Genomic DNA, 22940 nt, shown 5'->3' on the forward strand with positions numbered 1-22940 from the left:
CAGCATTGTTTGGCGCCGCTTGGCGTTGCGGCCGACTCTCATGGTCGTTGCCGTGACGCCGACGGAACGGTATAATAGCGAATGATGGACGTGTCAATTATTGGAGGGAATTAGCGCGTGAAAACGACGACGATTGCGGAAGTGAATCAATACGTAGGACAACAAGTGACAATTGGCGCTTGGCTGGCGAACAAGCGCTCAAGCGGAAAAATTGTCTTTTTGCAGCTGCGCGACGGCACCGGCTTTATTCAAGGCGTCGTCGAAAAGGCGAACGTCTCGGAAGATGTGTTTCAGCGGGCAAAAACATTGACGCAAGAAACGTCGCTCTATGTGACCGGCACGGTGCGCGTCGATGAGCGCTCCCCATTTGGCTATGAGCTGTCGGTTGTCGATTTGCAAGTCATTCAAGAAGCAGTGGACTATCCGATTACACCGAAGGAGCACGGCGTCGAATTTTTGATGGACCATCGTCACCTTTGGCTTCGGTCGCGGCGCCAGCATGCGATCATGAAAATCCGCAACGAAGTGATCCGGGCGACGTACGAGTTTTTTAACGACCGCGGCTTTGTCAAAGTCGACGCCCCAATTTTGACTGGAAGCGCACCGGAGGGAACGACCGAACTGTTCCATACGAAATATTTTGATGAGGATGCCTATTTGTCGCAAAGCGGCCAACTCTACATGGAAGCGGCGGCGATGGCGCTCGGCAAAGTGTTTTCGTTCGGTCCGACATTCCGCGCCGAAAAATCGAAAACGCGACGCCATTTGATCGAGTTTTGGATGGTGGAGCCGGAAATGGCGTTTTATGAGTTTGAAGACAATTTGCGGCTGCAAGAAGAGTACGTTTCCTACCTTGTGCAGTCGGTGCTCGAGCATTGCCGGCTTGAACTCGGGCGGCTCGGGCGCGACGTGTCTAAGCTTGAGTTGATCCAACCGCCGTTTCCGCGCCTGACGTATGACGAAGCGATCAAGCTTTTGCACGACAAAGGGTTTACCGACATCGAGTGGGGCGACGACTTCGGCGCCCCGCATGAGACGGCCATCGCGGAAAGCTTCGATAAGCCGGTGTTCATCACTCACTATCCGACATCGTTAAAGCCGTTTTACATGCAGCCGGACCCGAACCGCCCCGACGTTGTGCTATGCGCTGATTTGATCGCGCCGGAAGGATATGGAGAAATCATCGGCGGCTCGGAACGGATTCACGATTATGAGCTGCTCAAGCGCCGTCTTGAAGAGCACCATTTGCCGCTGGAAGCGTACGAATGGTATCTGGACTTGCGAAAATACGGTTCTGTGCCGCATTCTGGGTTCGGGCTTGGCCTTGAGCGCACCGTCGCTTGGATTTGCGGCGTCGAACATGTGCGGGAGACGATTCCGTTTCCGCGGCTGCTCAACCGTCTTTATCCGTAACCCCCCTGCAAAAAGGGGGTTTTTTCGCCGCCGTTATGTTATACTATAGTTGAGGTGCATCGGCATGGAAAAGAAAAAGGTGGCCGAATGGCTGGCGCAAGGAAGCGTCGCCGTCCCGAAGCTGCTGCTTGGCCATTACAAGCAGCTTGGGTTGGGAGAAGGGGAGCTCGTGTTGCTTTTGCATATGCAGTCGTTTTTCGAAGAAGGCGTCTTGTTTCCGACGCCGGCCGAGCTGGCTGAACGAATGACGGTTTCGGCGGCGGAATGCATGGAGATGGTGCGCCGGCTCTTGCAAAAAGGGATGATCGCCATTGAAGAGCATACGGATGAACAAGGCATTCGCAGCGAAAAATATACGCTCGAACCGCTTTGGGAGAAGTTAGTGCATTATTTGTACACCCAAGCGGCTCAAGAGGGGGAAATCGGTCGGCAGGAGGAAGAAGAGAGTTTATACACCGTTTTTGAGCAGGAATTTGGCCGTCCGCTCTCTCCGTTTGAGTGCGAAACGCTCGCGATGTGGATCGATCAAGACGGACATGAACCGGCCATCATTAAAGCGGCGCTGCGCGAGGCGGTGCTGTCGGGAAAGCTGAATTTCCGCTACATCGATCGCATTTTGTTTGAATGGAAAAAGAACGGCATTCGCACGATTGAACAGGCGCATGACTACGGCAAAAAATTTCGCAAGCCGAAACCGTCCGCTCGTCCGATGAGGCAGGCGACGGGGGAATTTCAACAGACGATCCCGTTTTTCAACTGGCTTGACTCGTAACGAGAGGCGCTGTCTCTCGTTTTTGTTTGGCCAAAAACAGCGGGCGCTGCCGCTCGCTTTTGTCGGGCCCAACGATGCGAAAGGGGGGCAAACGGTGCTGACAAAGCAACAAATCCGCTACTGTTTGGACGAAATGGCGAAAATGTTTCCCAATGCACGTTGCGAGCTGGTGCACCGCAATCCGTTTGAGCTGCTGATTGCGGTCGTTTTGTCGGCGCAATGCACCGATGCGCTCGTCAACAAAGTGACGAAACGGCTGTTTGAAAAATATCGGACGCCGCACGATTATATTTCCGTGCCGCTTGAGGAGCTCGAGCAAGACATCCGGTCGATCGGCTTATATCGGAACAAAGCGCGAAACATTCAAAAGCTGTGCGCGATGTTGATTGACAAGTACAACGGCGAAGTGCCGCGCGACCGCGATGAGTTGATGAAGCTGCCGGGCGTCGGGCGGAAGACGGCGAACGTCGTTGTGTCCGTTGCGTTCGGCGTGCCGGCCATCGCCGTCGATACACACGTCGAGCGCGTCAGCAAACGGCTCGGTTTTTGCCGCTGGGACGCCTCGGTTTTGGAAGTCGAGAAGACGCTGATGAAAAACATCCCAAAAGAAGAATGGTCGATCACCCACCACCGAATGATTTTTTTCGGCCGCTACCATTGCAAGGCGCAGGCGCCGCAATGTCCAGTATGCCCGCTTCTTCATTTATGCCGCGAAGGAAAAAAACGAATGCGGAAGCGGGAGAACGAGACGACAAGCGGCGGATGAAGCCGGTCAGCCCTGCGGCCGCGCTCATCCATCGGTCAAGCCGGCTGTTTGACGAAATCCGAAGCAACAGTTGAAGCTGTTCATTGGCTGGCTCGCAAATGGGCGGTCATGAAAAAACGGATGGCTCAAAAGAGCCATCCGTTTTTTGGCGACTGGGGATGATCGTTATTGACGGCTTCCGATGCTCGCTCCAGGGCCGTTTCTTAACGGCGGGGAGACTGACGTCGCAGCTCCGCTGGAGCCGGCGCCGCTGTTTGTTCCATTCGTTTGCCCGCTGTTATTCGCCCCTTGGCCGTTCGGTTGGCCGTGATCCGTGTCGGTCTCGCCGTTATTGCCGTTTTCTTGTCCGCCGCTATTGCCGCCGTTTTGCCCGCTGTTGTTCCCCTGTCCGCCTTGGTTTTCGCCATTTCCATTGGTTTCATTTCCATTGCCTTGGTTATCGTTTCCGCTGTTTTGCCCGCTGTTGCCTTGGTTGTCGTCGCCTGGCGGTTGCGGCGAAACAGGGGTGTGATCTTGCTCGCCGGGGATATGAACGCTGGCAATAGCCGGCTTGCTCATTCGTTCGCCGTCTTTCGCGTACACGGCGATCGTGTAGGTTGCGCCTGGCGTCGGATTGGCAATTGAGATCGACCGGTCTTTCGTGGTGACCGTGTTCGTTTGGCCTTGACTGTCTTTCACGCGCACCTCAAAGATCGTCTCGTCCGTTTGTTCATCGTATGACCAGGAGACGGAAATGGCGTTCGCTGCTTGGTCGTACAAGGCGGTCAAGCCTTTCACCGCCGGCAGCTCTTTCGGCTCGTCGTTCGCCGTCTCCGTCGGCTCGGTGCCCCGCACGAACAATTCATACGTAATTTCGCTTTCCGGCGTGTATTTGCCGGCAAGTTTCGGCGGGTTCGTGCCTTTTTTGATCGGCAGTTTGACGACGCTGTCCGGCTGTTGAAATTCCCCGCGTCCGTCGTCGATGTGGGACATCAAATCTTTTAGCAAGTATTTCGGAATTTTTTGTTCGTGCTTATCGAGCTTCGCTGTGCTGCTCCGCTTGCTGAAGCCGACCCAGATGGCCGCTGTATAGTTCGGCGTATAGCCGACAATCCAGCTATCCGGCACATCGTCTCTTTTGAGGCCAAATTTGGCGCCGTCTTCGCCGTAGTTCGTCGTTCCTGTTTTGCCGGCGAGCTCTAGCCCTGGAACGTAGGCAAGCTGGCCTGTGCCGGAACGGATGGCTGATTTGAGCACATCGGTGATCATATAGGCTGTGTAGTCATGCATCACCCGTTTCGGCTTTGACTTCAAATCCATTTCCGTACCGTCTGGGAAGACGATTTTCGTCACGGCATACGGCTTTGTGTAAATCCCGTTGTTGCCAAAGGCGGTGTAGGCGCCGGCCATTTGCAGCGGCGATACGTAGCGGGCGACGCCCCCGATGGCGTATGCTTCTTCCACTTTATCAAACCCCATGCCAAGGCGGTTGGCAAACTCCATCGCCCGTTCTTTGCCGACGGCTTGGAACGTTTTTAACGCCGGGATGTTGCGCGACCAAGTGAGCGCATAGCGCAGCGTAACCGGTCCGGCGTATCCCCCGCCGGCGTTGCGGATCGGTGTGCCGTCCGAATACGTATACGGCTCATCAACAAGAATGTGTGCTGTTGACCATTTTAAATATTCAATCGCCGGTCCATAGTCCAAAATCGGCTTAATGGTGGAACCAGGCTGGCCGACCGGCTGAATGGCGTAGTTGAAGCCGAACTCGACACGGTCACGGTTGCGCCCGCCGCCTAACGCGCGAATGGCGCCTGTTTTCGTGTCGACGACGGCGATGCCAGATTGCAAATCTTTCTTATCAGTGAAGTACTTATCAGAGTTTAATAGCTTTTCCACATACGCCTGAGCGTTTTGGTCGAGCGTTGTGTAAATTTTCAACCCGTCTTCAAAGACGTTGACGTTCGCTTTGTCGGTCACTTCTTTGATCACTTCGTCAATAAAGGCGTCATACGGCACAGAAGTTTGCGGTTTTTTCCGTTCGGCAAGCATCGACTGAATCGGCACTTGCTTCGCTTTTTCCGCTTCTTCTGCGCTGATAAGACCGTGTTTTGCCATGAGCGACAACACGGTGTCGCGCCGCTTTTTCGCTGCCTCCGGATGGTCATACGGATTGTACCGGTTCGGGCTTTGCGGCATGCCGGCGAGCAACGCCGCTTCCGGAAGCGTCAACTCTTTTAAGTTCGTTTTGCCGAAGTAATACTCCGCGGCGCGGGCGACGCCGTAAATGCCGTCGGAGTAATAAATTTTGTTCAAATACATTTCCAAAATCTCATGCTTCGAATATTTTTGCTCAAGCTGCAGGGCGAGCCATGCCTCTTGCGCTTTTCGCTTCAACGTTTTCTCCGACGACAAAAACGTCATTTTGACGACTTGCTGCGTGATCGTGCTGCCGCCTTCCGCGCCGAACCCTTCCTTGATATTCGCGACGACGGCGCCGGCCAAGCGGACAACGTCAATGCCGTGATGCTCGTAAAAACGGGCGTCCTCGGTCGCCAGCACAGCGTCTTCGAGCACTTTAGGCACGTCTTTATACGAAATGTACGTCCGCTTGTAGCCGCCAAGTTCAGCGACTTTCTTCCCGTTCATATCGTACACGATCGAAGAGAGAGGGTCTTTAATTTTCGCCTCATCAAGCGGAGGGGCGTCCTTGACGAAGTAGGCGAACGCCGCCACGCCGCCGACAGCAGCGAGGGTGATGAACAGTAAGATCGCAGCAGCGATCGTTTTCAGCCACCCTGTTCCCTTTTTCGCTTTCGCTTTTTTTTGTTTCCCTTGTTTCGCTGCCTGCTTTCGTTCCACGCGAGAACGATATTCACCAGACATAAGCAAATCCTGCCTTTCTTACAAGTTTTCACCTCGGCCGGTGAAGTACACGCTGTCTACTACACTAATATAATCAATTCTTGGCTGGTAGCCAAGCGGGATGGAATGTCCGCGCCGCTCGATCTCTTGCTTCGGAATCGACTTTCGTCCGCCGTTTTCTTGTTCGTTCCACCAGGCGATCAAATGGGAGGCGTCAAGCAAATACGTTTCATTGAGCAAAGAAAAGCGCAAAATCGCAAAACAAATGCCGCCGTGGGCGACGACTTGCTCCATATGGCGGATTTGGTGGGCATGGAAATTTTTCAGCGGAAACGCCGTTTTGTTTCTTGTCTCTTTTGCCTCAAAGTCGATGTATTTGCCGCGATAGACGCCGTTGTAATCGGTCGTCGACGCCTGCCGGAAGTAGGCTTCGGTAATGACGGCGGCGCTCCGTTTTGGATAGTCGACGCGCACGATTTGCACCGGGGTCGGCTTTTTATGGATGACAGCGATGCCGTGCTCTCGGTAATATTCATTCGTTGCGTTTAAGTCGTCTTCGAGCGTCATGCCGCGATTGGCATAATCGGCCGCCGGCTTGAGCGCTGCGTCCAGCTTGTTTCCGCGATACTCTTTTCCGCTTGGGTATTTGAGTGCCATCGCGTTCATCTCCTTTGAATGGTTTTTATTATACCATACGCTCCGGTCATATGCGCCCTTTTTTCTTTTTTATCCTCTCTGACCGAGAAGGCCCTCATTTCGGCCGAAGGCAAGCGGGGGGAGAGGTCAATGTCGAACGGCGGCTGCTAGCCGCTTTCTTTGCCGAATTCGTTCTACTTTTGTCGCCGCGGCAGGAGTCGTCTTTCATGCCGCGAATGGAATATCATCATGCGAGAAATGGGGGAGAGGGAATGGAAAAACGGCTTGTCAAAAAAGAGGAGATCGAAAAGCAGCTGCAAGAGATCGTTGCACTCATCGAGCAGGTCGATGCGAAAATGGAAAAAGTGGTCGCTGATGTCATCGAAGAGCGTTATGCACAAAATCAAGCGCAACTCGAGCGCCTTGAAGGGCGAATCGCCGACGTCGAACGGCGGCTTGAGGGGGGGAAGCGAGGCGCTGAGCTCCCGCTTTCATCGTTTTTGGGCGAGGAGCCCCCCACTTCAACGACGGAAAGGAGTAAGTGGGGAGGAATCGCCCTTCCTCCTTTCTTTTTGTGTATGATAAAATAAGGACATGGAGAAAACCGTTGAATCAGGGCACTCCAATAACTACTACTCGATGTGGGGCGTTGGTTGCAGGAAACGTTGCAACCGTAAAACATCGAGCGTAATAAGGTCTGTTGTGTGTGGAAGTCAAGTACTGCCAACAAACGCACCGAGCGTTTCGAAAGCGATACAGGCATGACCTGTATCGTTGGGCAGCTGTCAACCTGCCTGATGCAACCCCACTCGAAGGAAGGAGGGCAAAGCCCGCTTGCACTTCTAGGGAGTTGCAAGCCTCCACTTCAAAAGCCGCTGGGCTTTAAGTGGGGGTAGTTGACGGTTGAAATGAACGCCTCGCCCCATCGCCAATCCCCCCTTTGTCCGGCAATTCCTCTTGCCTCTTTAGGGTGGGAAGCAACATCGTTTTTTATGCGCCGTGAGGAAAATGGGCAAAAAAAAGAAGGGAAAAGATCCCTCATCTCCTACAGTCCAGCGTATTCCCCTGCTTCGTCCGGCTGCCAGGCGCCCGCTTTTTCAAGCTCGCGCACAAGGTCGCGGTACTCAGCGAGTGAAATTTCCCCGCGCAAATACAGACGGCGGGCAAAATCGAGCAGTTCATTCGCCTCAGCCGGTTCGCAATGTTTGACCGCCATAAACTTATGCTTTAACTCCGTCACGTTCATGGATGCTTTTCCCCCTTCCCCCTTTTTTACATCGTACCATGAAAATAGGGAGAAAGGGAGATTTCGGAAAATTAAAACTTCCGACAAGAGGTGACATGTCCGTACACGCCGCCGGGCGTTCGCACATATACTAGTGACAGCCCGCCTCTTTGGTCTAGAAGTCTGGTGACTTACTGGGAAAACGCTCTGGCAAGGGACGTTCGCAAATGGAAACACAGCGCATTTGCACTCATGACTAGATGATTTTGAAAAAATCACGGTTTTTCACCAACCTTCTAGGGCTGGGGCGAACATCAAAAATGGGGGAGAAGGAACATGCATCGTTACCCGCGCCCGGTTTCGCCGCCAGTTTATGGGCCATACGGCTCAGGCGGCCATTATAGTCCTTATTTTCACTATGGGTTTTCATCTTTCCCATCGGCGCCGGTTCACTGGCCTCATCTTCCGTCCGGCCATGCCGCGCCGCCCTCGTATCTGGTGCCGTATCCAAAGCCAGGGCCGTTTTTGCCGCCGCCGCGCCCATCGTTTCTCGCCCAGTTTAAAAACAGCGATGGAACATACGATATCAACAAAATGATGAGCACGGTGGGGCAAATGATCAATACGGTCAATCAGATGAACGGCATGTTGAAAGGGTTGCTCGGTGCGTTTAAAAAATGAAACTGCGTCATGGCGCGACGGTCGAGCGCGCTTGAAAAAGGGAAACCGCTCTGCCGTTTGCACGGGGAGCGGTTTTCACGCTGTCAAATGAGCAGCTCATACACTTCATTGAGCTGATACACGCGCTCATAATCGCGCTCATCCATCGCATAGCGGATTTCATGAGGCAAAATGCGGTCCAAAAAGGCGCTTTCTTCTTGCGTCAAGTCGCGGACAAATTCCCCTTCGCCCCGGTACGGTTTGCTGATCAGCTTTTTGTAAATGCGCTTTGGGGTGTCATCGTGGCTGTCCAAATAGTTGGACAGCACTTCGCGCAAATAGGCGAGGGTTTGTTCCATCACCGTCCGCCCCCTTCAAAAAAAGAGACAAATTCCTTGCTGACGTTTGTGCGGCCTTTGGCGTACGGATTTTCTTCCGTCACGCGGTCCGGATCGAGGTTTGTTTTGAAGACAAGCATTGGTTCATCCGACGACTCGTTGATCAATCGATCGTTCAATTGTTTGAAATCGGGCAGTTTCGTCATTCATTTTGCACCTCCTATAAGTAGCGTAGCTTGCCAGCCGAGAAAGTATGTATGCATCGTTTTGGCCGCGGCGATGCAAGCTAATGGCAAACCATAAGGGGGTGATGACGGTGACAAACCGCAACGACAATCGGAAGCGGAAAAACAAATACCCGAACAACCGTGAGGAAATCATCAACGAATGGGCGTCCAAAAAAGGAGAGCCGGAAGCCGGCAGCCGCTCCGGGAATCCTCCCCATAAACAATAGAAGCTGGACAAGAAACAAGCCGCTCCCAATGCAGGGAACGGCTTTTTTCGCGTCCAAGAGCGGCGCTGTTCGGCATAGCGCCTTTGGCGCCGGTCGTTGTCGAAATGGTTTTTGAATGCACAGGCTGGATCGTACTCAATCAATATCGATATATTTCCGCTTTTGCGGCAGCCGGATGGTGAGCGTTCCGTTTTGAAACGAAGCTTTCACCTCATGCTCAGCGACGGGATACGGAAATGGAATCAACCGCGCCAAGCGCCGCCGTGCGTGGCGGCGTTCGTACACATGGCCATTGCTGTCTGACGATTCGATCATTTCATGATGGTCAATGATCAGCTGAAGGCCGTCTTCCTGCCATTGCAGGCTTATTTGCTCGCGCTTGACGTCGGGCAGCCGGACGATGATTTGGTAATCGCGCTTCGTCTCTTTCACCTCGATCGGGATGTACGCTGCCGCGAACGTTTGCGCAAAGTAGTCATCGAGCGTTTCGAACAATTTTTGCAGCGGCCGCTCATCGAACCATTGATTCATCATTTTCCGCAAATGATGGAACGGGTGATTTCCTCCCCCGTTGGCCGGCGGTTGAAACGATTCATTCATTGCGCTTCCCTCCCTTTCTTTTCCAAAACAGCGAAATTGCTCTGTCGGGACGTTGCGGATTGGCAAGGCGATTCACTGTCAATGTATGTACGGAGCGCCAAAAAAGCTACTCCGTGCTTTTTTAGGGAGTTTTCATTTTGTTTTAACCCAGATGGAATATAATGACACCACCATCCATGAGATGCACATCAATAACGCTGCCGGTCATCCGGCCGCGGAAGGGGGATGGCGCGATGCATTGTATTCATTGGCTGGTGACGTTGTTTTTTTCCGGAACCGCTGTGTCGCTTCTTTCTTATCAGGCGATTGAAATCGTTCAAGCGATTGTCGATTGGATCGTTGACCGCCATTCATGAACAGTTGGCCGAGTCGCCGTCTTTTGACGGCGCGCTTTTTTGCGGTGGCCGCCAAAGGCGCCCCGCTCTCTTTTGCCCGCTGATCGCCGTTGGCGATTGCGCTTTGTTTGTGTATAGTAAAAATGAACAACCGCTGGCCATGAAAATGGAGGCGCAAAAGCGGAAGCGGCGATGGCCGCAAGAGAGGAGGAGCAACCGGTGAACGGACGCATTTTATTAATTGAAGATGAAGCCGGATTGGCCCGGTTTTTGGAGCTTGATTTGACGCATGAAGGTTTTGACGTGCATGTATGCGCCGATGGGCGCGAAGGGCTCGAGCGCGCTCTGTCGGAGCAGTGGGATCTCATTTTGCTTGATGTGATGCTGCCGAGCTTAAACGGCATGGAAGTATGCCGCCGCATCCGGGCGGCGAAATCGACGCCGATCATTATGATCACGGCGCGCGACAGTGTGTTTGACCGCGTCATGGGGCTCGATAACGGGGCGGATGACTATATCGTCAAACCGTTTGCCATTGAAGAGCTGCTCGCCCGCATCCGCGCTTTGTTCCGCCGCGTTCATCCGGAAGCGAACGGCCAAGTGTTGACGTTTAAAGATTTAGTCGTTGACGTGCAGGCGCGCACGGTGAAAAAAGGAGACGAATTTATTGAGCTGACGAAGCGTGAATACGATTTGCTCGTCGCCTTTATGCAAAACATCAATGTCGTTTTGACGCGCGATACGCTGCTTGACAAAGTGTGGGGGTTTGACGCCGAGGTCGAGACGAACGTCGTCGACGTGTATGTCCGCTACTTGCGGCAAAAGCTGGATGAACACGATAAAGAACGATATATCCAAACGGTGCGCGGCGCGGGATATGTGATGCGGCCATGAAGCAGTCGGCGATTCATCGTTTTTCGCTGAAAGGGAAGCTGACCGTTTTGTCTGCCGGGGCGATTTTCATTACGTATTTTGTGTTTACCTTTTTACAATATCATATGGTGAAACAATGGCTGCTCAAGGAAGAAGAAAAAACGATGGAACAAACGGTGGCGGAAATTGAAACGTATTACGCGGAAAAACGTAATTTATCATGGGAGGAAATTCGCCGCAGCCGCGCGTTTTTAGAAAGACTGAATGAACGCTACCAGCTCATTCGCGTCACGGATGAGAAAGGAAACGTCATCGTCTCCGTCTCAAACGGAGCGGCGGTGTCGCTGTCGCCAAGCGAGATGCCCAACAAGCGGAAAATGGATGAGCATTTCATCAACAATGAACGGTTTTTGCTGCTCCGCCAGCCGCTTCATATCGGCAACTTGCACGGGACGATCGAAATTGCCCGCCGGCTGGCGCGGTTCCAAGAAGTGACGAACACGCTCTTTCTCATCATGACGGCGATCGGCTTTTTGGCCATGGCGGCAAGCGCGCTCGCCGGACGGTTCGTGGCGCAAAGCTTCGTCCGGCCGCTGCAAACGCTCACCAAAACGATGGTCGATATTAAAAACAACGGGTTGAAGCGGCGCATCGATGTTCCTCCGGCGCGCGATGAAATCGCCGAGCTGATGCTCGTGTTCAACGGCATGATGGATGAAATTGAACGGTCGTTCGCCATGCAGCGGCAATTTGTCGAAGATGCGTCGCATGAACTGCGCACGCCGATCGCCATTTTGCAAGGCCATCTTTCATTGTTGCAGCGATGGGGCAAACACAACCCGGAGATTTTGGAAGAATCGCTCGAGGCGGCGGTGAAAGAAGCGGAGCGGCTGAAGCGGCTCGTTCTTGAGCTCCTTGACTTATCGCGCGCCGAGGCGATCACGGTGCCCGATGAAGTTGCGCCGATCGACGCCGCGGCCGCCGTTGGACAAGTCGTCAAAAATTTCCGCGTCTTGCATCCGGACTTCCAATTTATTGTCCACCAACCGGAGAAGCCGCTGGCGCGCATGGCGATGGCAAAACATCATTTTGAACAACTGCTGTTCATTTTGCTTGACAATGCGGTAAAATATTCTCAGCGAGTGAAACAAATCGATATTTCCTTGCGTGAGGAAGGATCGTTTGTCATCGTGGCCATCCGCGATTATGGCATCGGCATTCCGAAAGAAGAGCTGAAAAATGTCTTTTTGCGTTTTTATCGCGTCGACAAGGCGCGCAGCCGCGAACAAGGCGGCGCCGGGCTGGGGCTTTCAATCGCCAAGGAGATTATCGACAAATACGGCGGGCAAATTGCGATGGAGAGCGAAGTCGCCCAAGGAACGACGGTCGAGCTCGCCATTCCGAAAGCGGAGTAGGAGAGGAGCGTGAGGCAATGGGACATCCCTATGAGGAAGAGGCGGCCAGCAAAAAAGCGATTCATCGCGTCGTCGAGAAGTTCCGCAAGCGCGGGGTGAAAATCGCCACATGCAAACCGCGGACGATGATGTCGCTGTCATGCTTAGATGAGATCGACAAAATGAGAGGATGAATCGAGGGAAAGCAAATGGAAACAAAACAGCGCATCATTCCGGCCATCAAAACGATGAAGCAGTTCGAATCGTTTTTGGCGAGCGGCTTCCAGGTCGGGGTGCTGCTTGAGGTGCATATCGCCCAGTTGAAGGGCGTCTTTGCCTATGCGCGCCGCCATGGCAAGGAGCTGATCATCCACGCCGACTTGGTGCAAGGGCTGAGCCATGATGAACATGCGGCGGAATACCTTTGCCAGGAGTTCCGCCCGCATGGCCTGATTTCCACGAAGGCGAGCGTCATTCTGAAAGCGCGGCAAAAACGCGTCTTGGCCGTGCAGCGCATCTTTTTGCTCGATTCCCATGCTTTAGAAAAAAGCTACCAGCTGATCGCCAAAACGAATCCCGATTGCATTGAAGTCATCCCGGGCGCCATGCCGCACATCATCCGCGAAGTGAAGGAACAGACCGGGAAACCGATTTACGCCGGCGGGCTCATCCGCACCCCCGACGACGTCGAGCGGGCGCTAGAAGCCGGCGCGGCGGCGGTGACGACATCGAACGAGGCGTTATGGCGCCATTACAATTGATAATGCGTTGAGCTGGCCAAATCGGCTGCAGTCTGCTACAATAAAGTTAACAAGTTAATCATCAGTCAGGAGACAGGGAGAGACCATGCATGCATGGTAGGCGGAATGCTTATCGTGTTTGCGATGGTCTCTTTTTGTCTTTTTCCAAGGAGGAATGATTTATGGCGTTCTCAAGCAAACAGCGAAGCCGCATTTTGCAAACAATGGGCGAAAAGAAGTACGATCTGCTCGTCATCGGCGGGGGGATCACCGGCGCTGGCATCGCCCTTGATGCCGTCTCCCGCGGCATGACGGTGGCGCTTGTCGAGATGCAAGATTTTGCCGCCGGCACGTCAAGCCGCTCAACGAAACTCGTTCACGGCGGTTTGCGCTATCTGAAGCAGTTTGAGGTGAAGCTTGTCGCCGAAGTCGGGCGCGAGCGGGCGATTGTGTACGAAAACGGCCCGCACGTCACCACGCCGGAGTGGATGCTGCTGCCCATTTACCGCGGCGGGACGTTCGGCAAATGGAGCACGTCGATCGGCCTCTGGCTGTATGACCGCCTGGCCGGCGTCAAGCCAAGCGAACGGCGGACGATGCTCGATGCCCAGCAGACGTTGGAAAAAGAGCCGCTCTTAAAGCGCGATGGCCTGATCGGCGGCGGCTATTACGTCGAGTACCGAACCGACGACGCCCGCTTGACCATCGAAGTGATCAAAAAAGCGGCCGAACTTGGCGCCGATGTCGTCAACTATGCAAAAGCGGAACAGTTTTTGTACGACGAGCGCGGCCGCATCATCGGCGCCCGCTGCCGCGATATGGTAAGCGGCCGCGTGTATGACATCCGTGCCAAAAAAGTCGTCAATGCCGCTGGTCCGTGGGTCGATGAGCTGCGCGACAAAGACGGATCGAAAACCGGCAAGCGATTGCAGCTGACCAAAGGGGTTCATATCGTCGTCGACCAAAAGCGTTTTCCGCTTAAACAAGCGGTGTATTTTGACACCCCGGACGGCCGGATGGTGTTTGCCATTCCGCGCGACGGAAAGACCTATGTCGGCACGACGGACACATTTTACGACGATGACCCGGCCCATCCGACGATGACGGAAGAGGACCGCGACTATTTATTGAAAGCGATCCGCTTCATGTTTCCATCCGTCGGCATCACCGCCGCTGATGTCGAGTCGAGCTGGGCCGGCGTTCGCCCGCTCATTTATGAGGAAGGGAAGGATCCATCGGAAATTTCCCGCAAAGACGAAATTTGGACGTCGCCATCCGGCCTTATTACGATCGCCGGCGGCAAACTGACCGGCTACCGGAAAATGGCCGAGACCGTCGTTGATCTTGTCGCCAAGCAGCTGGAGAAAGAAGAAGGAAAAGTGTTTCGTCCATGTCAGACGAAACAATTGCCGATCTCCGGCGGCGATGTCGGCGGCTCGCACCGCCTCCCTGCCTTCATCGCCGAAAAAGCGGAAGAAGCGGTGCGCTATGGATTGACGAAAGAAGCGGGAGCGCGGCTGGCGAGACAATACGGCACGAACGTTGATCGCCTGTTCGCTTTAAGCCAGCAATACGACCGTTCATCTGGCTTAACGCGCGAAACGTTCATCCGCCTCGTCTACGCCATGGAGGAAGAAATGGCGGCCAAACCGGTCGACTACTTCATCCGCCGCACCGGCGCGCTGTTGTTTGACATCAATGCCGTCCGGCGGGAGAAAGAGGCGGTTATGGCGTTTATGGCCGGCTATTTCGGATGGACGGAGGAAGAGACGGCGGTGTATCGGGGTGAGCTGGAGCGGGAGCTGCATCAGGCTGTGCTTTCCAATAAATGACGAAAAAGCGCCCACGTCCGGGCGCTTTTTTGATAGATTTTTACTTAAAAATTACGTAAAATGAAAGAAAACGATGAAAGAGGAGGAAGAGGATGGCGATTACATACAATCCACAAACGAAACGGTTTCATTTGCGGGCGGAAAAGGCAAGCTACGTGATGCAGCTTTTCCGTTCCGGTTATTTGACACACGTTTATTGGGGAAAAGCGGTGCGCGATGTTCGGGACGCGCGCGCATTTCCGCGGCTGGACCGCGCGTTTTCCCCGAACCCCGATCCGTCTGACCGCACGTTTTCGCTCGATACGCTGCCGCAGGAATATCCGGCTTACGGCAACACGGACTTCCGCGCCCCAGCGTATCAGGTGCAGCTGGAGAACGGGTCGACGGTGACGGATTTGCGCTACAAAACGCATCGTATTTATAAAGGGAAGCCAAAGCTTGACGGGCTGCCAGCGACGTATGTGGAACACGAGAATGAAGCCGAAACGTTGGAAATTGTCCTCGAGGATGCGCTCATCGGCCTGCAGGTGACGTTGCAGTACGGAAATGGTGTCAAAAAACAGCGAGCTGTACCGGAAGCATCCTGACTGGTGCCTTCATGTGCCCAACCGCCCGCGCTCCGAGGGGCGAAACCAGCTTGTGCTCGATTACTCCCGCCAAGACGTGTGCGATTATATGATCGAAACGATCTCGAACGTCCTCGCGAGCGCCCCGATCACCTACGTGAAATGGGATATGAACCGCCATATGACGGAAATCGGCTCGGCCGCCTTGCCGCCGGAGCGCCAGCGCGAAACGGCGCATCGCTACATGCTTGGGCTGTATCGCGTCATGGACGAAATCACCTCGCGCTTTCCGCACATTTTGTTTGAAAGCTGCTCAGGAGGCGGAGGGCGGTTTGATCCAGGGATTCTTTACTATATGCCGCAAACCACCAGCCCGAAACGAATCGAACCCGGTGTCGCCTAGACATCGGGTTCCAATTGTTTTAGCTTTTCAATAATGCGCCGCTTCCGATACAGCATCTTTCCGGTTTCCGCGATATCTTCCATAAACGATTTGTTAAACAGCGAACCGAAAATGACGCCGATGATCGGCACGGCTTGAAACAACTTTTTCCACCCGTATTGATCGCGGAACGTCATCATCACTTCCCGCCAGCCTTGCAGCTCGGAAAAGACGCGTCCGCGTTCATTGGAGAACGACGAAAGCTCGTCCAAAATCGCTTTTTTCCCGACGATATCTGCCGCGGCAAACTGCAAGCATTTGACAACAAACACGCGCTCCTCTTTTTCCTTCGGGTCGTATCCGTACACGATGGCGATTTCCTGCAGCGTTTTCAGCGCCAACCCGAGCAACGTCGGAATGTCCACTGCCAGCGTCAACGCCCCGCCCACTCCGGTCGCTGCCCCTTGCAGCTGGGCGAACGTGACGCGCGCCTCAATCAACTCGTCGCAAACACGATCCATTTTCTCAAGCGGCAAGTGCGGCACTTGCGCAAGCGACGATACGCCGAGCTTGTTCAATAGTTTCTCCTTGTTTACCAAATACTTCCCGCCGCTTTGAATATAGCTCCCCAACTCATCAAGCAGCTGCCCGAGTTTTCGATGGACGACTTTTGGTGTCAGCTTATCGAGCACTTGAAACGGCAAACGGCCGAGCTTTTCCCAAAACCATAGGTCTTTTTGGGAGTGTTCCCAGTCGGTGATTGATTCGAGTTCTTGTTTTAGCATCTGTCGCGTTTCCATCTCCACTCCGCCTCCTTCTTACATATTAAGGTGAATAAATGTTCAAACGATTATACGTATAAAAAAAGATTCCGTTTCAACGTTGATTTTTGATAAATATTTAACTAAAATATTTACTAAAGATCGATATTTATTTAACCTAAGGAGGCCCTTCCATGATCCCCATCTTAAAACAGCAATTTACCGACCTTTTCGGCGGCTTGGCCGAAGACATCCGCATCTTCTTCGCCCCCGGCCGCGTCAATTTGATCGGCGAGCATACGGATTACAACGGCGGGCATGTGCTGCCGTGCGCACTTGCGATCGGCACGTATGCGCTTGTTCGGCAAACGGATGAGCCGTTTGTCCGCTTTTACTCCCAAAACTTCCCGGAAACGGGAGTGATCACGGTCTCTTACGACGACTTGTCATACCGGAGCGAGCACGGCTGGGCGAACTACCCGAAAGGGATTTTGGCCGCGTTTCAAGCGCTCGGCCCGCTCGAGACCGGATTGGACATTTTGTATTACGGCACGATCCCGAACGGCGCGGGGTTGTCGTCATCCGCGTCGATTGAGCTTGTGACGGCAGTCGCATTAAACACCTTGTTTGCGCGGGGGCTCGATCAGTTGGAACTTGTGAAAATGAGTCAAACCGTAGAAAATAACTATGTCGGTGTCAATTGCGGCATTATGGATCAGTTTGCCGTCGGCATGGGGAAACAAAACTGCGCCATCCTATTAAATTGCCAGACGCTCGAGTACCGCTATTTGCCATTGGTGCTTGACGATTGTTCGATCGTCATCGCCAATACGAACAAAAAGCGCGGCCTGGCGGACTCGGCGTACAACGAGCGGCGGGCGACGTGCGAGGCGGCGCTTTCGAAGCTGCAAAATGTGCTTGGCATCGCTTCGCTTGGCGAGCTGACAAGCGCAGAGCTGGTCCGTTATGAACATCTTCTTTCCCCGCTTGAACGAAAACGAGCCCGCCATGCGGTGACCGAAAACGAGCGGACGCTTGAAGCTGCTCGGGCGCTTGAGCAGGGGGATCTCACCCGCTTTGGCGAATTGATGAAACAGTCGCATTTGTCGCTGCGCGATGATTACGAAGTGACAGGCATCGAGCTTGATACGCTCGTTGAGGCCGCATGGTCGCACGAAGGAACGGTCGGGGCGCGCATGACGGGCGCCGGGTTTGGCGGCTGCACGGTGAACATTGTGAAAAAAGCGTATGTTCAAGATTTTATTGAACGGGTCGGAAATGCGTACGCCGAAACAATCGGGTATGAAGCAAGCTTTTATGTCGTCGAAGTTGGTGACGGGGCGAGAGAACTCACGGAAATGGAGGAGATGAGCCGATGATTTTGGTTTGCGGAGGGGCAGGGTATATCGGCAGTCATGCAGTGTACCGTCTGCTGGAAAAAGGGGAGCGCGTGGTCGTGGTGGATAACTTGCAGACGGGGCACTGGGAGGCGGTGCATCCGGATGCGGTGTTTTGCCAAGGCGATATTCGCGACCGCGATTTTTTGCGCGAGGTGTTTCGCCGGCACGACATTGAGGCGGTCATTCATTTTGCGGCGAATTCCTTGGTCGGTGAAAGCATGGAAGAGCCGCTGAAATATTACGACAACAATGTGTACGGGACACAAGTGCTACTTGAAGTGATGAGAGAGTTTGACGTCAAACAAATCGTCTTTTCTTCAACCGCCGCGGTGTACGGAGAGCCGAAACAAATCCCGATCGTCGAAACCGACCCGACCGAACCGACAAACGCGTACGGAGAAACGAAGCTGGCGATGGAAAAAATGATGAAATGGGCGGACCGCGCCTACGGCATCCGCTCGATTTCGCTCCGCTACTTTAATGTCGCCGGAGCGTACGGCACGACAATCGGCGAGGACCACAACCCGGAGACGCATCTCATTCCATTGATTTTGAAAGTGCCGCTCGGGCAGCGGGAAGAAATTTTGATTTTTGGCGATGATTATGATACACCGGACGGCACATGCATCCGCGACTACATTCATGTGCTCGATCTCGTTGACGCCCATTGTCTGGCGCTTGAGAAATTGCGGAGCGGGGCGGCCAGTGACGTGTACAATTTAGGCAATGGCAACGGATTCAGCGTCAAAGAAGTCATCGAAGCGGCGCGGCAAGTGACGGGTCATCCGATTCCGGCCCGCGTTGCGGCGCGGCGCCCGGGCGATCCGGCGAGACTTGTCGCTTCATCGGAAAAAGCAAAGCGCGAGCTCGGCTGGGAGCCGAAATACCCATCCATTACGGATATCGTCGCATCGGCATGGGAATGGCATCAAGCGCGGCCAAACGGCTATCGGGGTGTGTAAACATGGAAACGATTTTTGCGGCGATTGAACAACTGATTCGTTATGCCGAGCAGCGCGGCCTTTTAGCGCCGGAAGATGTTGTGTACGCGCGCAACCGCCTGCTGGCAACGCTCCGACTCACGGAATGGCAGCCAGCTGAGGTCAAGGACGTTCCCTTGGCCTCGCCGGCCCCGGTATTGGACGTTATGATTGATTGGGCGCATGAACAAGGATTGTTGGAAACGAATACCACGACCGAACGCGATATATGGGATGCGAAGTTGATGGACTGCGTCATGCCGCGGCCGTCGGAAGTGATCCGCGCCTTTTACGAGCGATACCGCTTCGACCCGCAAGAGGCGACGGATTGGTTTTATTCACTAAGCCAAGCGTCGAATTACATCCAAACGGCGCGCATCGCCAACAATCAGCACTGGAAAGTGTCAACCATCTATGGAGAATTGGATATCACCATTAACTTGGCGAAGCCAGAAAAAGACCCGAAGGAAATCGCCAAATTAAAAGAGATGCCGTCATCCTCGTATCCAAAATGTGTATTATGCAAAGAAAACGAAGGGTATGAAGGAACGTGGCGTCATCCTGCCCGTTCCAATCACCGTGTCATCCCGATCACGTTATTGGATGAACAGTGGTATTTCCAATATTCTCCCTACGTGTACTATAATGAACATTGCATCGTCTTTTCCGCCGAACACGTGCCGATGAAGATGGAGCGGAAGACGCTTGAGCGTTTGTTCGATTTCGTCGAAAAGTTTCCGCACTATTTCATTGGCTCGAACGCCGATTTGCCGATTGTCGGCGGCTCGATTTTAGTGCATGACCATTTCCAAGGCGGGCGCTATACATTCGCGATGGAAAAGGCGGAAATCGAAGAGTATGTCTCGCTTCCGCCGTTTCCGTCGGTCACAGCCGGCATTGTGCGCTGGCCGATGTCCGTCATTCGTTTGACTGGACCAAAAGAGGACGTGTTGGATGCGGCTGCCTTTTTGTATGAAACATGGCGGACGTACAGCGACCCAAGTGTCGAGATTATGGCCTACAGCGGCGATGTTCCGCATAACACGATCACCCCGATCGCCCGGCGGCGCGGCGATTTGTTTGAGTTGGACATTGTGCTGCGCAACAACCGGACATCGCCTGAATATCCGTATGGCATTTTCCATCCGCATGAGGAATTGCATCATATTAAAAAAGAAAATATCGGCTTGATCGAAGTGATGGGGCTGGCGGTGCTGCCGGCACGGCTTGCCGTGGAACTGGAGACGCTGGCTGATTATCTCGTGCATCGGACAAAAAAAGAAGACTGGGACGAGTCGATGCATAAACATTGGGATTGGTGCGAAGTCATTCGCTCGGCCTATCCGGACATCACGAAGGACAACGTCCATGACATTTTGAGGCGCGAAGTCGGACAACGGTTTGTGACCGTGTTGGAACATGCCGGGGTGTTTAAGCGGGACAAGCGAGGGAAGGACGCGTTTCGCCGCTTTATGCAGCACGCTGTGGAGCGCATGTCGTCTCTTGTTTAAATGCGGCGAAAAAACGCGTTTCATATGAAACATAAGGAAGGGATCACAAACAGACTATGGCCACGTTAAAAGAAATCGCGGAAAAAGTCGGCGTTTCAGTCGCGACCGTCTCGCGCGTGCTCAATTACGATGCGACGCTGTCCGTTTCCGATGAAACGAGAAGGCGCATTTTTGAGGTTGCCCAAGAGCTGAACTACAAAACATTGCGGGAACGAAGCCAGCAAGCGCGCGAATCGTTTCGCTTCGGGCTCATTCACTGGTATTCGGAGCGCCAGGAAATCGATGACCCGTATTATATGGCGATTCGCCTTGGAGTGGAAAAAGAATGTTTTGAGCGCGGCATCGAACTCGTCAAATTGTTTAAACAGCACGGCGCCTATCCGATCGAACGGATGGAGGCGCTCGATGGCATCATCGCCGTCGGAAAATTCGGGCCGAAGGAAGTCGAGACTTTTGCCGCCGGGGCCAAACAAATTGTGTTTGTCGACTGTTCGCCTGATGAGCATCGGTTTGATTCGGTCGTCATCGACTTGCGTCAAGCGACGGTGACGGTGCTTGACTATTTGCTTCGGTTGGGGCATGCGAAAATCGGCTATATCGGCGGCCGCGAATATGTGGACGGGGAAACGCCGATCCGCGATGAGCGCGAAGCTGCATTTTATGAATATTTGTATTTAAAAGGGCTGTACGATTCCCGTTATGTATGGATCGGCGCCTTCACTGCCGAAGATGGCTATCGGCTGATGAAAAAAGCCGTTTCAGGCGGCGACTTGCCGACGGCGTTTTTCATTGCCAGCGATTCGATGGCGATCGGCGCCCTGCGTGCGCTGCATGAGGCCGGAATCGCTGTTCCTGAAGAGGCGGCGATTGTCGGATTCAATGATATTCCGACGGCAGCATTTCTTCACCCGCCGCTTTCGACGGTGAAAGTATACACAGAATTTATGGGTGAAACAGCGGTTGAGCTGCTCATCGAACGGTTGACGACGAAACGAGCGATTTGCAAAAAGGTTGTCGTGCCGACGGAGCTCGTCATCCGCGCCAGCAGCGAGGGCAATGAAAAGAGGAGCGGTCGATAAGCCGCTCCCTTTCGCATTAATGGAACTCGATATCAACGCGTTTTTTCGTTCCCGTCGTTGTTTTCGGGATATGAATGTCCAACACGCCGTTTTTGTACGTCGCGCGAATGTTTTCCGCCGCGGCATCCGCCGGCAGGGTGATCGAACGCTGGAAGCGGCCGAAAAAGCGTTCGCGCCGGTGCATTTGTTCTTCTTTGACATCGTGGTGGCGTTGAATCGTGCCGCTGATCGTCAACATGTTGTTCTGCACGTCAATGTGCACATCCTCTTTCCGCTCCAGCCCCGGCAAATCGCACGAAACGACGTATTCGTTGTCCGTTTCATGCATATCGATGCGCGGCATCCAGTGCTGCTCATCCATATGAGTGAACAGCGATGGAAAATCACTAGCAAAAAAGCGGTTCATATCTCGGCGGATCGACTCCAAGTGCCGGAACGGGTCATACGGAATTAACGCCATAACTGCCATCCTCCTTGACAAGAAATGTTTTTTCGCTCAGTAGTGTAAACCGGATTCGTCTGTTTTATGTATGATTGGCTTGCAATTGTTCCATCACCGTCAAATACGCTTGAATGAGCGCTACTTTCATGCCATCCGGCAAGTCAGAGGCGGCCGCCCGCTTGACGGCGTAGTAAAATTTCGCCTCCGGCGATTGCCGCACGCGCGGATGCGTCCATTCATCGCGCAGCTCCTGACTGATCGTCTCATATAAAAGAGCTTTGCTTTTCTGTTCATCAAGCGTCTCCGTTGTGATCGAACGATTGGGCCAAAGGCGGCGGTAGGCGTCAAGCAGTGCAGAAAATGGATAGGTCACGTTTTTTCCCTCCTTAAGAAATAAGTTTGGATCTGCATGCGATATGTCCTCCTTGCATTATACCATACGGCCGTCGGGGCAATTCGAGCCGCCAAGCCTTAAAGGCGGCGGAAGCAAGGACGTCTAGCTTGGCAGCTAAAGCGCTGTTTTTTGCTTGCCTATTCACATCGCTTTTAAGCCGTTTATTTTTTTTAAAAATAGTTGACATAATCGAAATCAGCGTATATAATAAAAAACGTCGTCTGGACAAGATGTCGGAGCGTGACAGCTAGATGATCGCGAAACAAAAACTATTGACAAATAACAAAAATCAAGTATAATAATTAATCGCCGCGACAAAAATGTGGCGGTATGAACTAGAGAAACAGTAGTTGACATTCTTGAAAGATTGTTTATAATAATAATTTTCGTTCCTTGAAAACTGAACGAAACGAAGCGCGTACGAAAAGCTGAGGTGAGCGTTTCGCCACGATGGGCAAATGTTCTTCGTCTGGAGGGATGTTTACATCCCGAAGGCGAAGGTTATTTGACCTCGAGCGACGGCGAGCCGAAGCTGAAAAGTTG

The 22940-nt window shown here is 53.4% G+C and carries 25 protein-coding genes and 1 pseudogene; 17 read left to right on the top strand and 9 right to left on the bottom strand.

What is annotated here, in order from left to right; translation table 11 throughout:
* Window positions 1-117 precede the first annotated feature (117 nt).
* The 3 genes from asnS to nth all read left to right on the top strand — a co-directional run bounded on the left by asnS (window position 118) and on the right by nth (window position 2951).
* Entirely contained in the window at window positions 118-1413 is a 1296-nt protein-coding gene (gene asnS, locus GJ1_RS04820) for an asparagine--tRNA ligase (protein ID WP_066229214.1), read from the top strand.
* Between the two features lie 64 nt (window positions 1414-1477).
* Entirely contained in the window at window positions 1478-2185 is a 708-nt protein-coding gene (locus GJ1_RS04825) for a DnaD domain-containing protein (protein WP_066229218.1), read from the top strand.
* A 94-nt stretch (window positions 2186-2279) separates the two neighbouring features.
* Window positions 2280-2951, top strand: a complete 672-nt coding sequence (nth, locus tag GJ1_RS04830; RefSeq protein WP_066229286.1) for an endonuclease III — start codon at window positions 2280-2282, stop codon at window positions 2949-2951.
* 165 nt (window positions 2952-3116) lie between these two features.
* Here the strand turns inward: nth and GJ1_RS04835 are convergent, their stop codons facing one another.
* Entirely contained in the window at window positions 3117-5816 is a 2700-nt protein-coding gene (locus tag GJ1_RS04835; RefSeq protein WP_066229221.1) for a PBP1A family penicillin-binding protein, read from the bottom strand.
* Between the two features lie 18 nt (window positions 5817-5834).
* Entirely contained in the window at window positions 5835-6452 is a 618-nt protein-coding gene (gene recU / locus GJ1_RS04840; RefSeq protein ID WP_066229224.1) for a Holliday junction resolvase RecU, read from the bottom strand.
* Window positions 6453-6658: 206 nt separating this feature from the next.
* Between recU and GJ1_RS18980 the strand changes: the two genes are divergently transcribed.
* Entirely contained in the window at window positions 6659-7021 is a 363-nt protein-coding gene (locus GJ1_RS18980) for a hypothetical protein (RefSeq protein ID WP_245629335.1), read from the top strand.
* Between the two features lie 455 nt (window positions 7022-7476).
* Here GJ1_RS18980 and GJ1_RS04850 read toward each other — a convergent pair whose 3' ends face one another.
* Complete coding sequence (locus GJ1_RS04850; RefSeq protein WP_066229226.1) at window positions 7477-7677, bottom strand: YppF family protein; 201 nt, start codon at window positions 7675-7677, stop codon at window positions 7477-7479.
* Between the two features lie 315 nt (window positions 7678-7992).
* Between GJ1_RS04850 and GJ1_RS04855 the strand changes: the two genes are divergently transcribed.
* Window positions 7993-8337, top strand: coding sequence for a YppG family protein (locus tag GJ1_RS04855; RefSeq protein WP_066229229.1), 345 nt, complete (start codon window positions 7993-7995; stop codon window positions 8335-8337).
* An 83-nt stretch (window positions 8338-8420) separates the two neighbouring features.
* On the opposite strand, the gene GJ1_RS04860 is transcribed toward GJ1_RS04855, so the two are convergent.
* Both GJ1_RS04860 and GJ1_RS04865 read right to left on the bottom strand, forming a co-directional pair.
* Window positions 8421-8675 carry a sigma-G-dependent sporulation-specific acid-soluble spore protein CsgA gene (locus tag GJ1_RS04860; protein ID WP_066229231.1) on the bottom strand — a complete coding sequence of 85 codons (255 nt, stop codon included), beginning with the start codon at window positions 8673-8675 and terminating at the stop codon, window positions 8421-8423.
* Window positions 8675-8860 (bottom strand): hypothetical protein, encoded by a 186-nt coding sequence (locus tag GJ1_RS04865; protein ID WP_066229234.1) that lies wholly within the window; start codon window positions 8858-8860, stop codon window positions 8675-8677. Before GJ1_RS04865 ends, GJ1_RS04860 begins: the two co-directional genes overlap by 1 nt.
* A gap of 110 nt (window positions 8861-8970) precedes the next feature.
* On the opposite strand from GJ1_RS04865, the gene GJ1_RS18570 reads away from it, so the two are divergent.
* Window positions 8971-9108, top strand: a complete 138-nt coding sequence (locus GJ1_RS18570; protein WP_167346086.1) for a hypothetical protein — start codon at window positions 8971-8973, stop codon at window positions 9106-9108.
* Window positions 9109-9243: 135 nt separating this feature from the next.
* On the opposite strand, the gene GJ1_RS04870 is transcribed toward GJ1_RS18570, so the two are convergent.
* Complete coding sequence (locus GJ1_RS04870) at window positions 9244-9708, bottom strand: Hsp20/alpha crystallin family protein (RefSeq protein ID WP_066229237.1); 465 nt, start codon at window positions 9706-9708, stop codon at window positions 9244-9246.
* 233 nt (window positions 9709-9941) lie between these two features.
* On the opposite strand from GJ1_RS04870, the gene GJ1_RS19230 reads away from it, so the two are divergent.
* From GJ1_RS19230 to GJ1_RS17650, 7 genes and pseudogenes are all read left to right on the top strand, one after another.
* Window positions 9942-10064, top strand: a complete 123-nt coding sequence (locus GJ1_RS19230) for a hypothetical protein (protein WP_281176911.1) — start codon at window positions 9942-9944, stop codon at window positions 10062-10064.
* A gap of 171 nt (window positions 10065-10235) precedes the next feature.
* A complete protein-coding gene (locus GJ1_RS04875; protein WP_066229240.1) occupies window positions 10236-10937 on the top strand; it encodes a response regulator transcription factor in 702 nt (233 codons plus the stop codon).
* On the top strand, window positions 10934-12331 hold the full coding sequence (locus GJ1_RS04880; protein ID WP_066229243.1) for a sensor histidine kinase: 1398 nt from the start codon (window positions 10934-10936) through the stop codon (window positions 12329-12331). The genes GJ1_RS04875 and GJ1_RS04880 overlap by 4 nt, the downstream gene beginning before the upstream one ends.
* A gap of 17 nt (window positions 12332-12348) precedes the next feature.
* Complete coding sequence (locus GJ1_RS18575) at window positions 12349-12504, top strand: hypothetical protein (protein WP_167346087.1); 156 nt, start codon at window positions 12349-12351, stop codon at window positions 12502-12504.
* Window positions 12505-12519: 15 nt separating this feature from the next.
* The gene (locus GJ1_RS04885) at window positions 12520-13071 is read left to right on the top strand and encodes a glycerol-3-phosphate responsive antiterminator (protein WP_066229246.1); all 552 of its coding nucleotides are present in this window, start codon (window positions 12520-12522) and stop codon (window positions 13069-13071) included.
* 161 nt (window positions 13072-13232) lie between these two features.
* On the top strand, window positions 13233-14882 hold the full coding sequence (locus tag GJ1_RS04890; RefSeq protein ID WP_066229249.1) for a glycerol-3-phosphate dehydrogenase/oxidase: 1650 nt from the start codon (window positions 13233-13235) through the stop codon (window positions 14880-14882).
* A gap of 92 nt (window positions 14883-14974) precedes the next feature.
* A pseudogene (locus GJ1_RS17650) lies at window positions 14975-15815 on the top strand (alpha-galactosidase); the annotation flags it as partial.
* A 32-nt stretch (window positions 15816-15847) separates the two neighbouring features.
* Here GJ1_RS17650 and GJ1_RS04905 read toward each other — a convergent pair.
* Window positions 15848-16630 carry an EcsC family protein gene (locus GJ1_RS04905; RefSeq protein ID WP_066229258.1) on the bottom strand — a complete coding sequence of 261 codons (783 nt, stop codon included), beginning with the start codon at window positions 16628-16630 and terminating at the stop codon, window positions 15848-15850.
* A 155-nt stretch (window positions 16631-16785) separates the two neighbouring features.
* Here GJ1_RS04905 and GJ1_RS04910 point away from each other — a divergent pair, with 155 nt between their 5' ends.
* Genes GJ1_RS04910 through GJ1_RS04925 form a run of 4 tightly spaced genes read left to right on the top strand, consistent with a single transcriptional unit; the run spans window position 16786 to window position 21561 of the window.
* Window positions 16786-17970, top strand: coding sequence for a galactokinase (locus tag GJ1_RS04910; protein WP_066229261.1), 1185 nt, complete (start codon window positions 16786-16788; stop codon window positions 17968-17970).
* The gene (gene galE, locus GJ1_RS04915) at window positions 17967-18953 is read left to right on the top strand and encodes a UDP-glucose 4-epimerase GalE (RefSeq protein WP_066229264.1); all 987 of its coding nucleotides are present in this window, start codon (window positions 17967-17969) and stop codon (window positions 18951-18953) included. Before GJ1_RS04910 ends, galE begins: the two co-directional genes overlap by 4 nt.
* Before the next feature lie 2 nt (window positions 18954-18955).
* Entirely contained in the window at window positions 18956-20482 is a 1527-nt protein-coding gene (gene galT / locus GJ1_RS04920) for a UDP-glucose--hexose-1-phosphate uridylyltransferase (RefSeq protein ID WP_066229266.1), read from the top strand.
* A gap of 56 nt (window positions 20483-20538) precedes the next feature.
* Entirely contained in the window at window positions 20539-21561 is a 1023-nt protein-coding gene (locus GJ1_RS04925) for a LacI family DNA-binding transcriptional regulator (protein WP_066229269.1), read from the top strand.
* A 16-nt stretch (window positions 21562-21577) separates the two neighbouring features.
* On the opposite strand, the gene GJ1_RS04930 is transcribed toward GJ1_RS04925, so the two are convergent.
* Entirely contained in the window at window positions 21578-22021 is a 444-nt protein-coding gene (locus GJ1_RS04930; RefSeq protein ID WP_044731065.1) for an Hsp20/alpha crystallin family protein, read from the bottom strand.
* Between the two features lie 64 nt (window positions 22022-22085).
* Window positions 22086-22376 carry a protein YoyC gene (gene yoyC, locus GJ1_RS04935; protein WP_066229272.1) on the bottom strand — a complete coding sequence of 97 codons (291 nt, stop codon included), beginning with the start codon at window positions 22374-22376 and terminating at the stop codon, window positions 22086-22088.
* Window positions 22377-22940: the final 564 nt, after the last annotated feature.

The sequence above is a fragment of the Geobacillus jurassicus NBRC 107829 genome (genome assembly GCF_001544315.1).
Classification (GTDB): Bacteria; Bacillota; Bacilli; order Bacillales; family Anoxybacillaceae; genus Geobacillus; species Geobacillus jurassicus.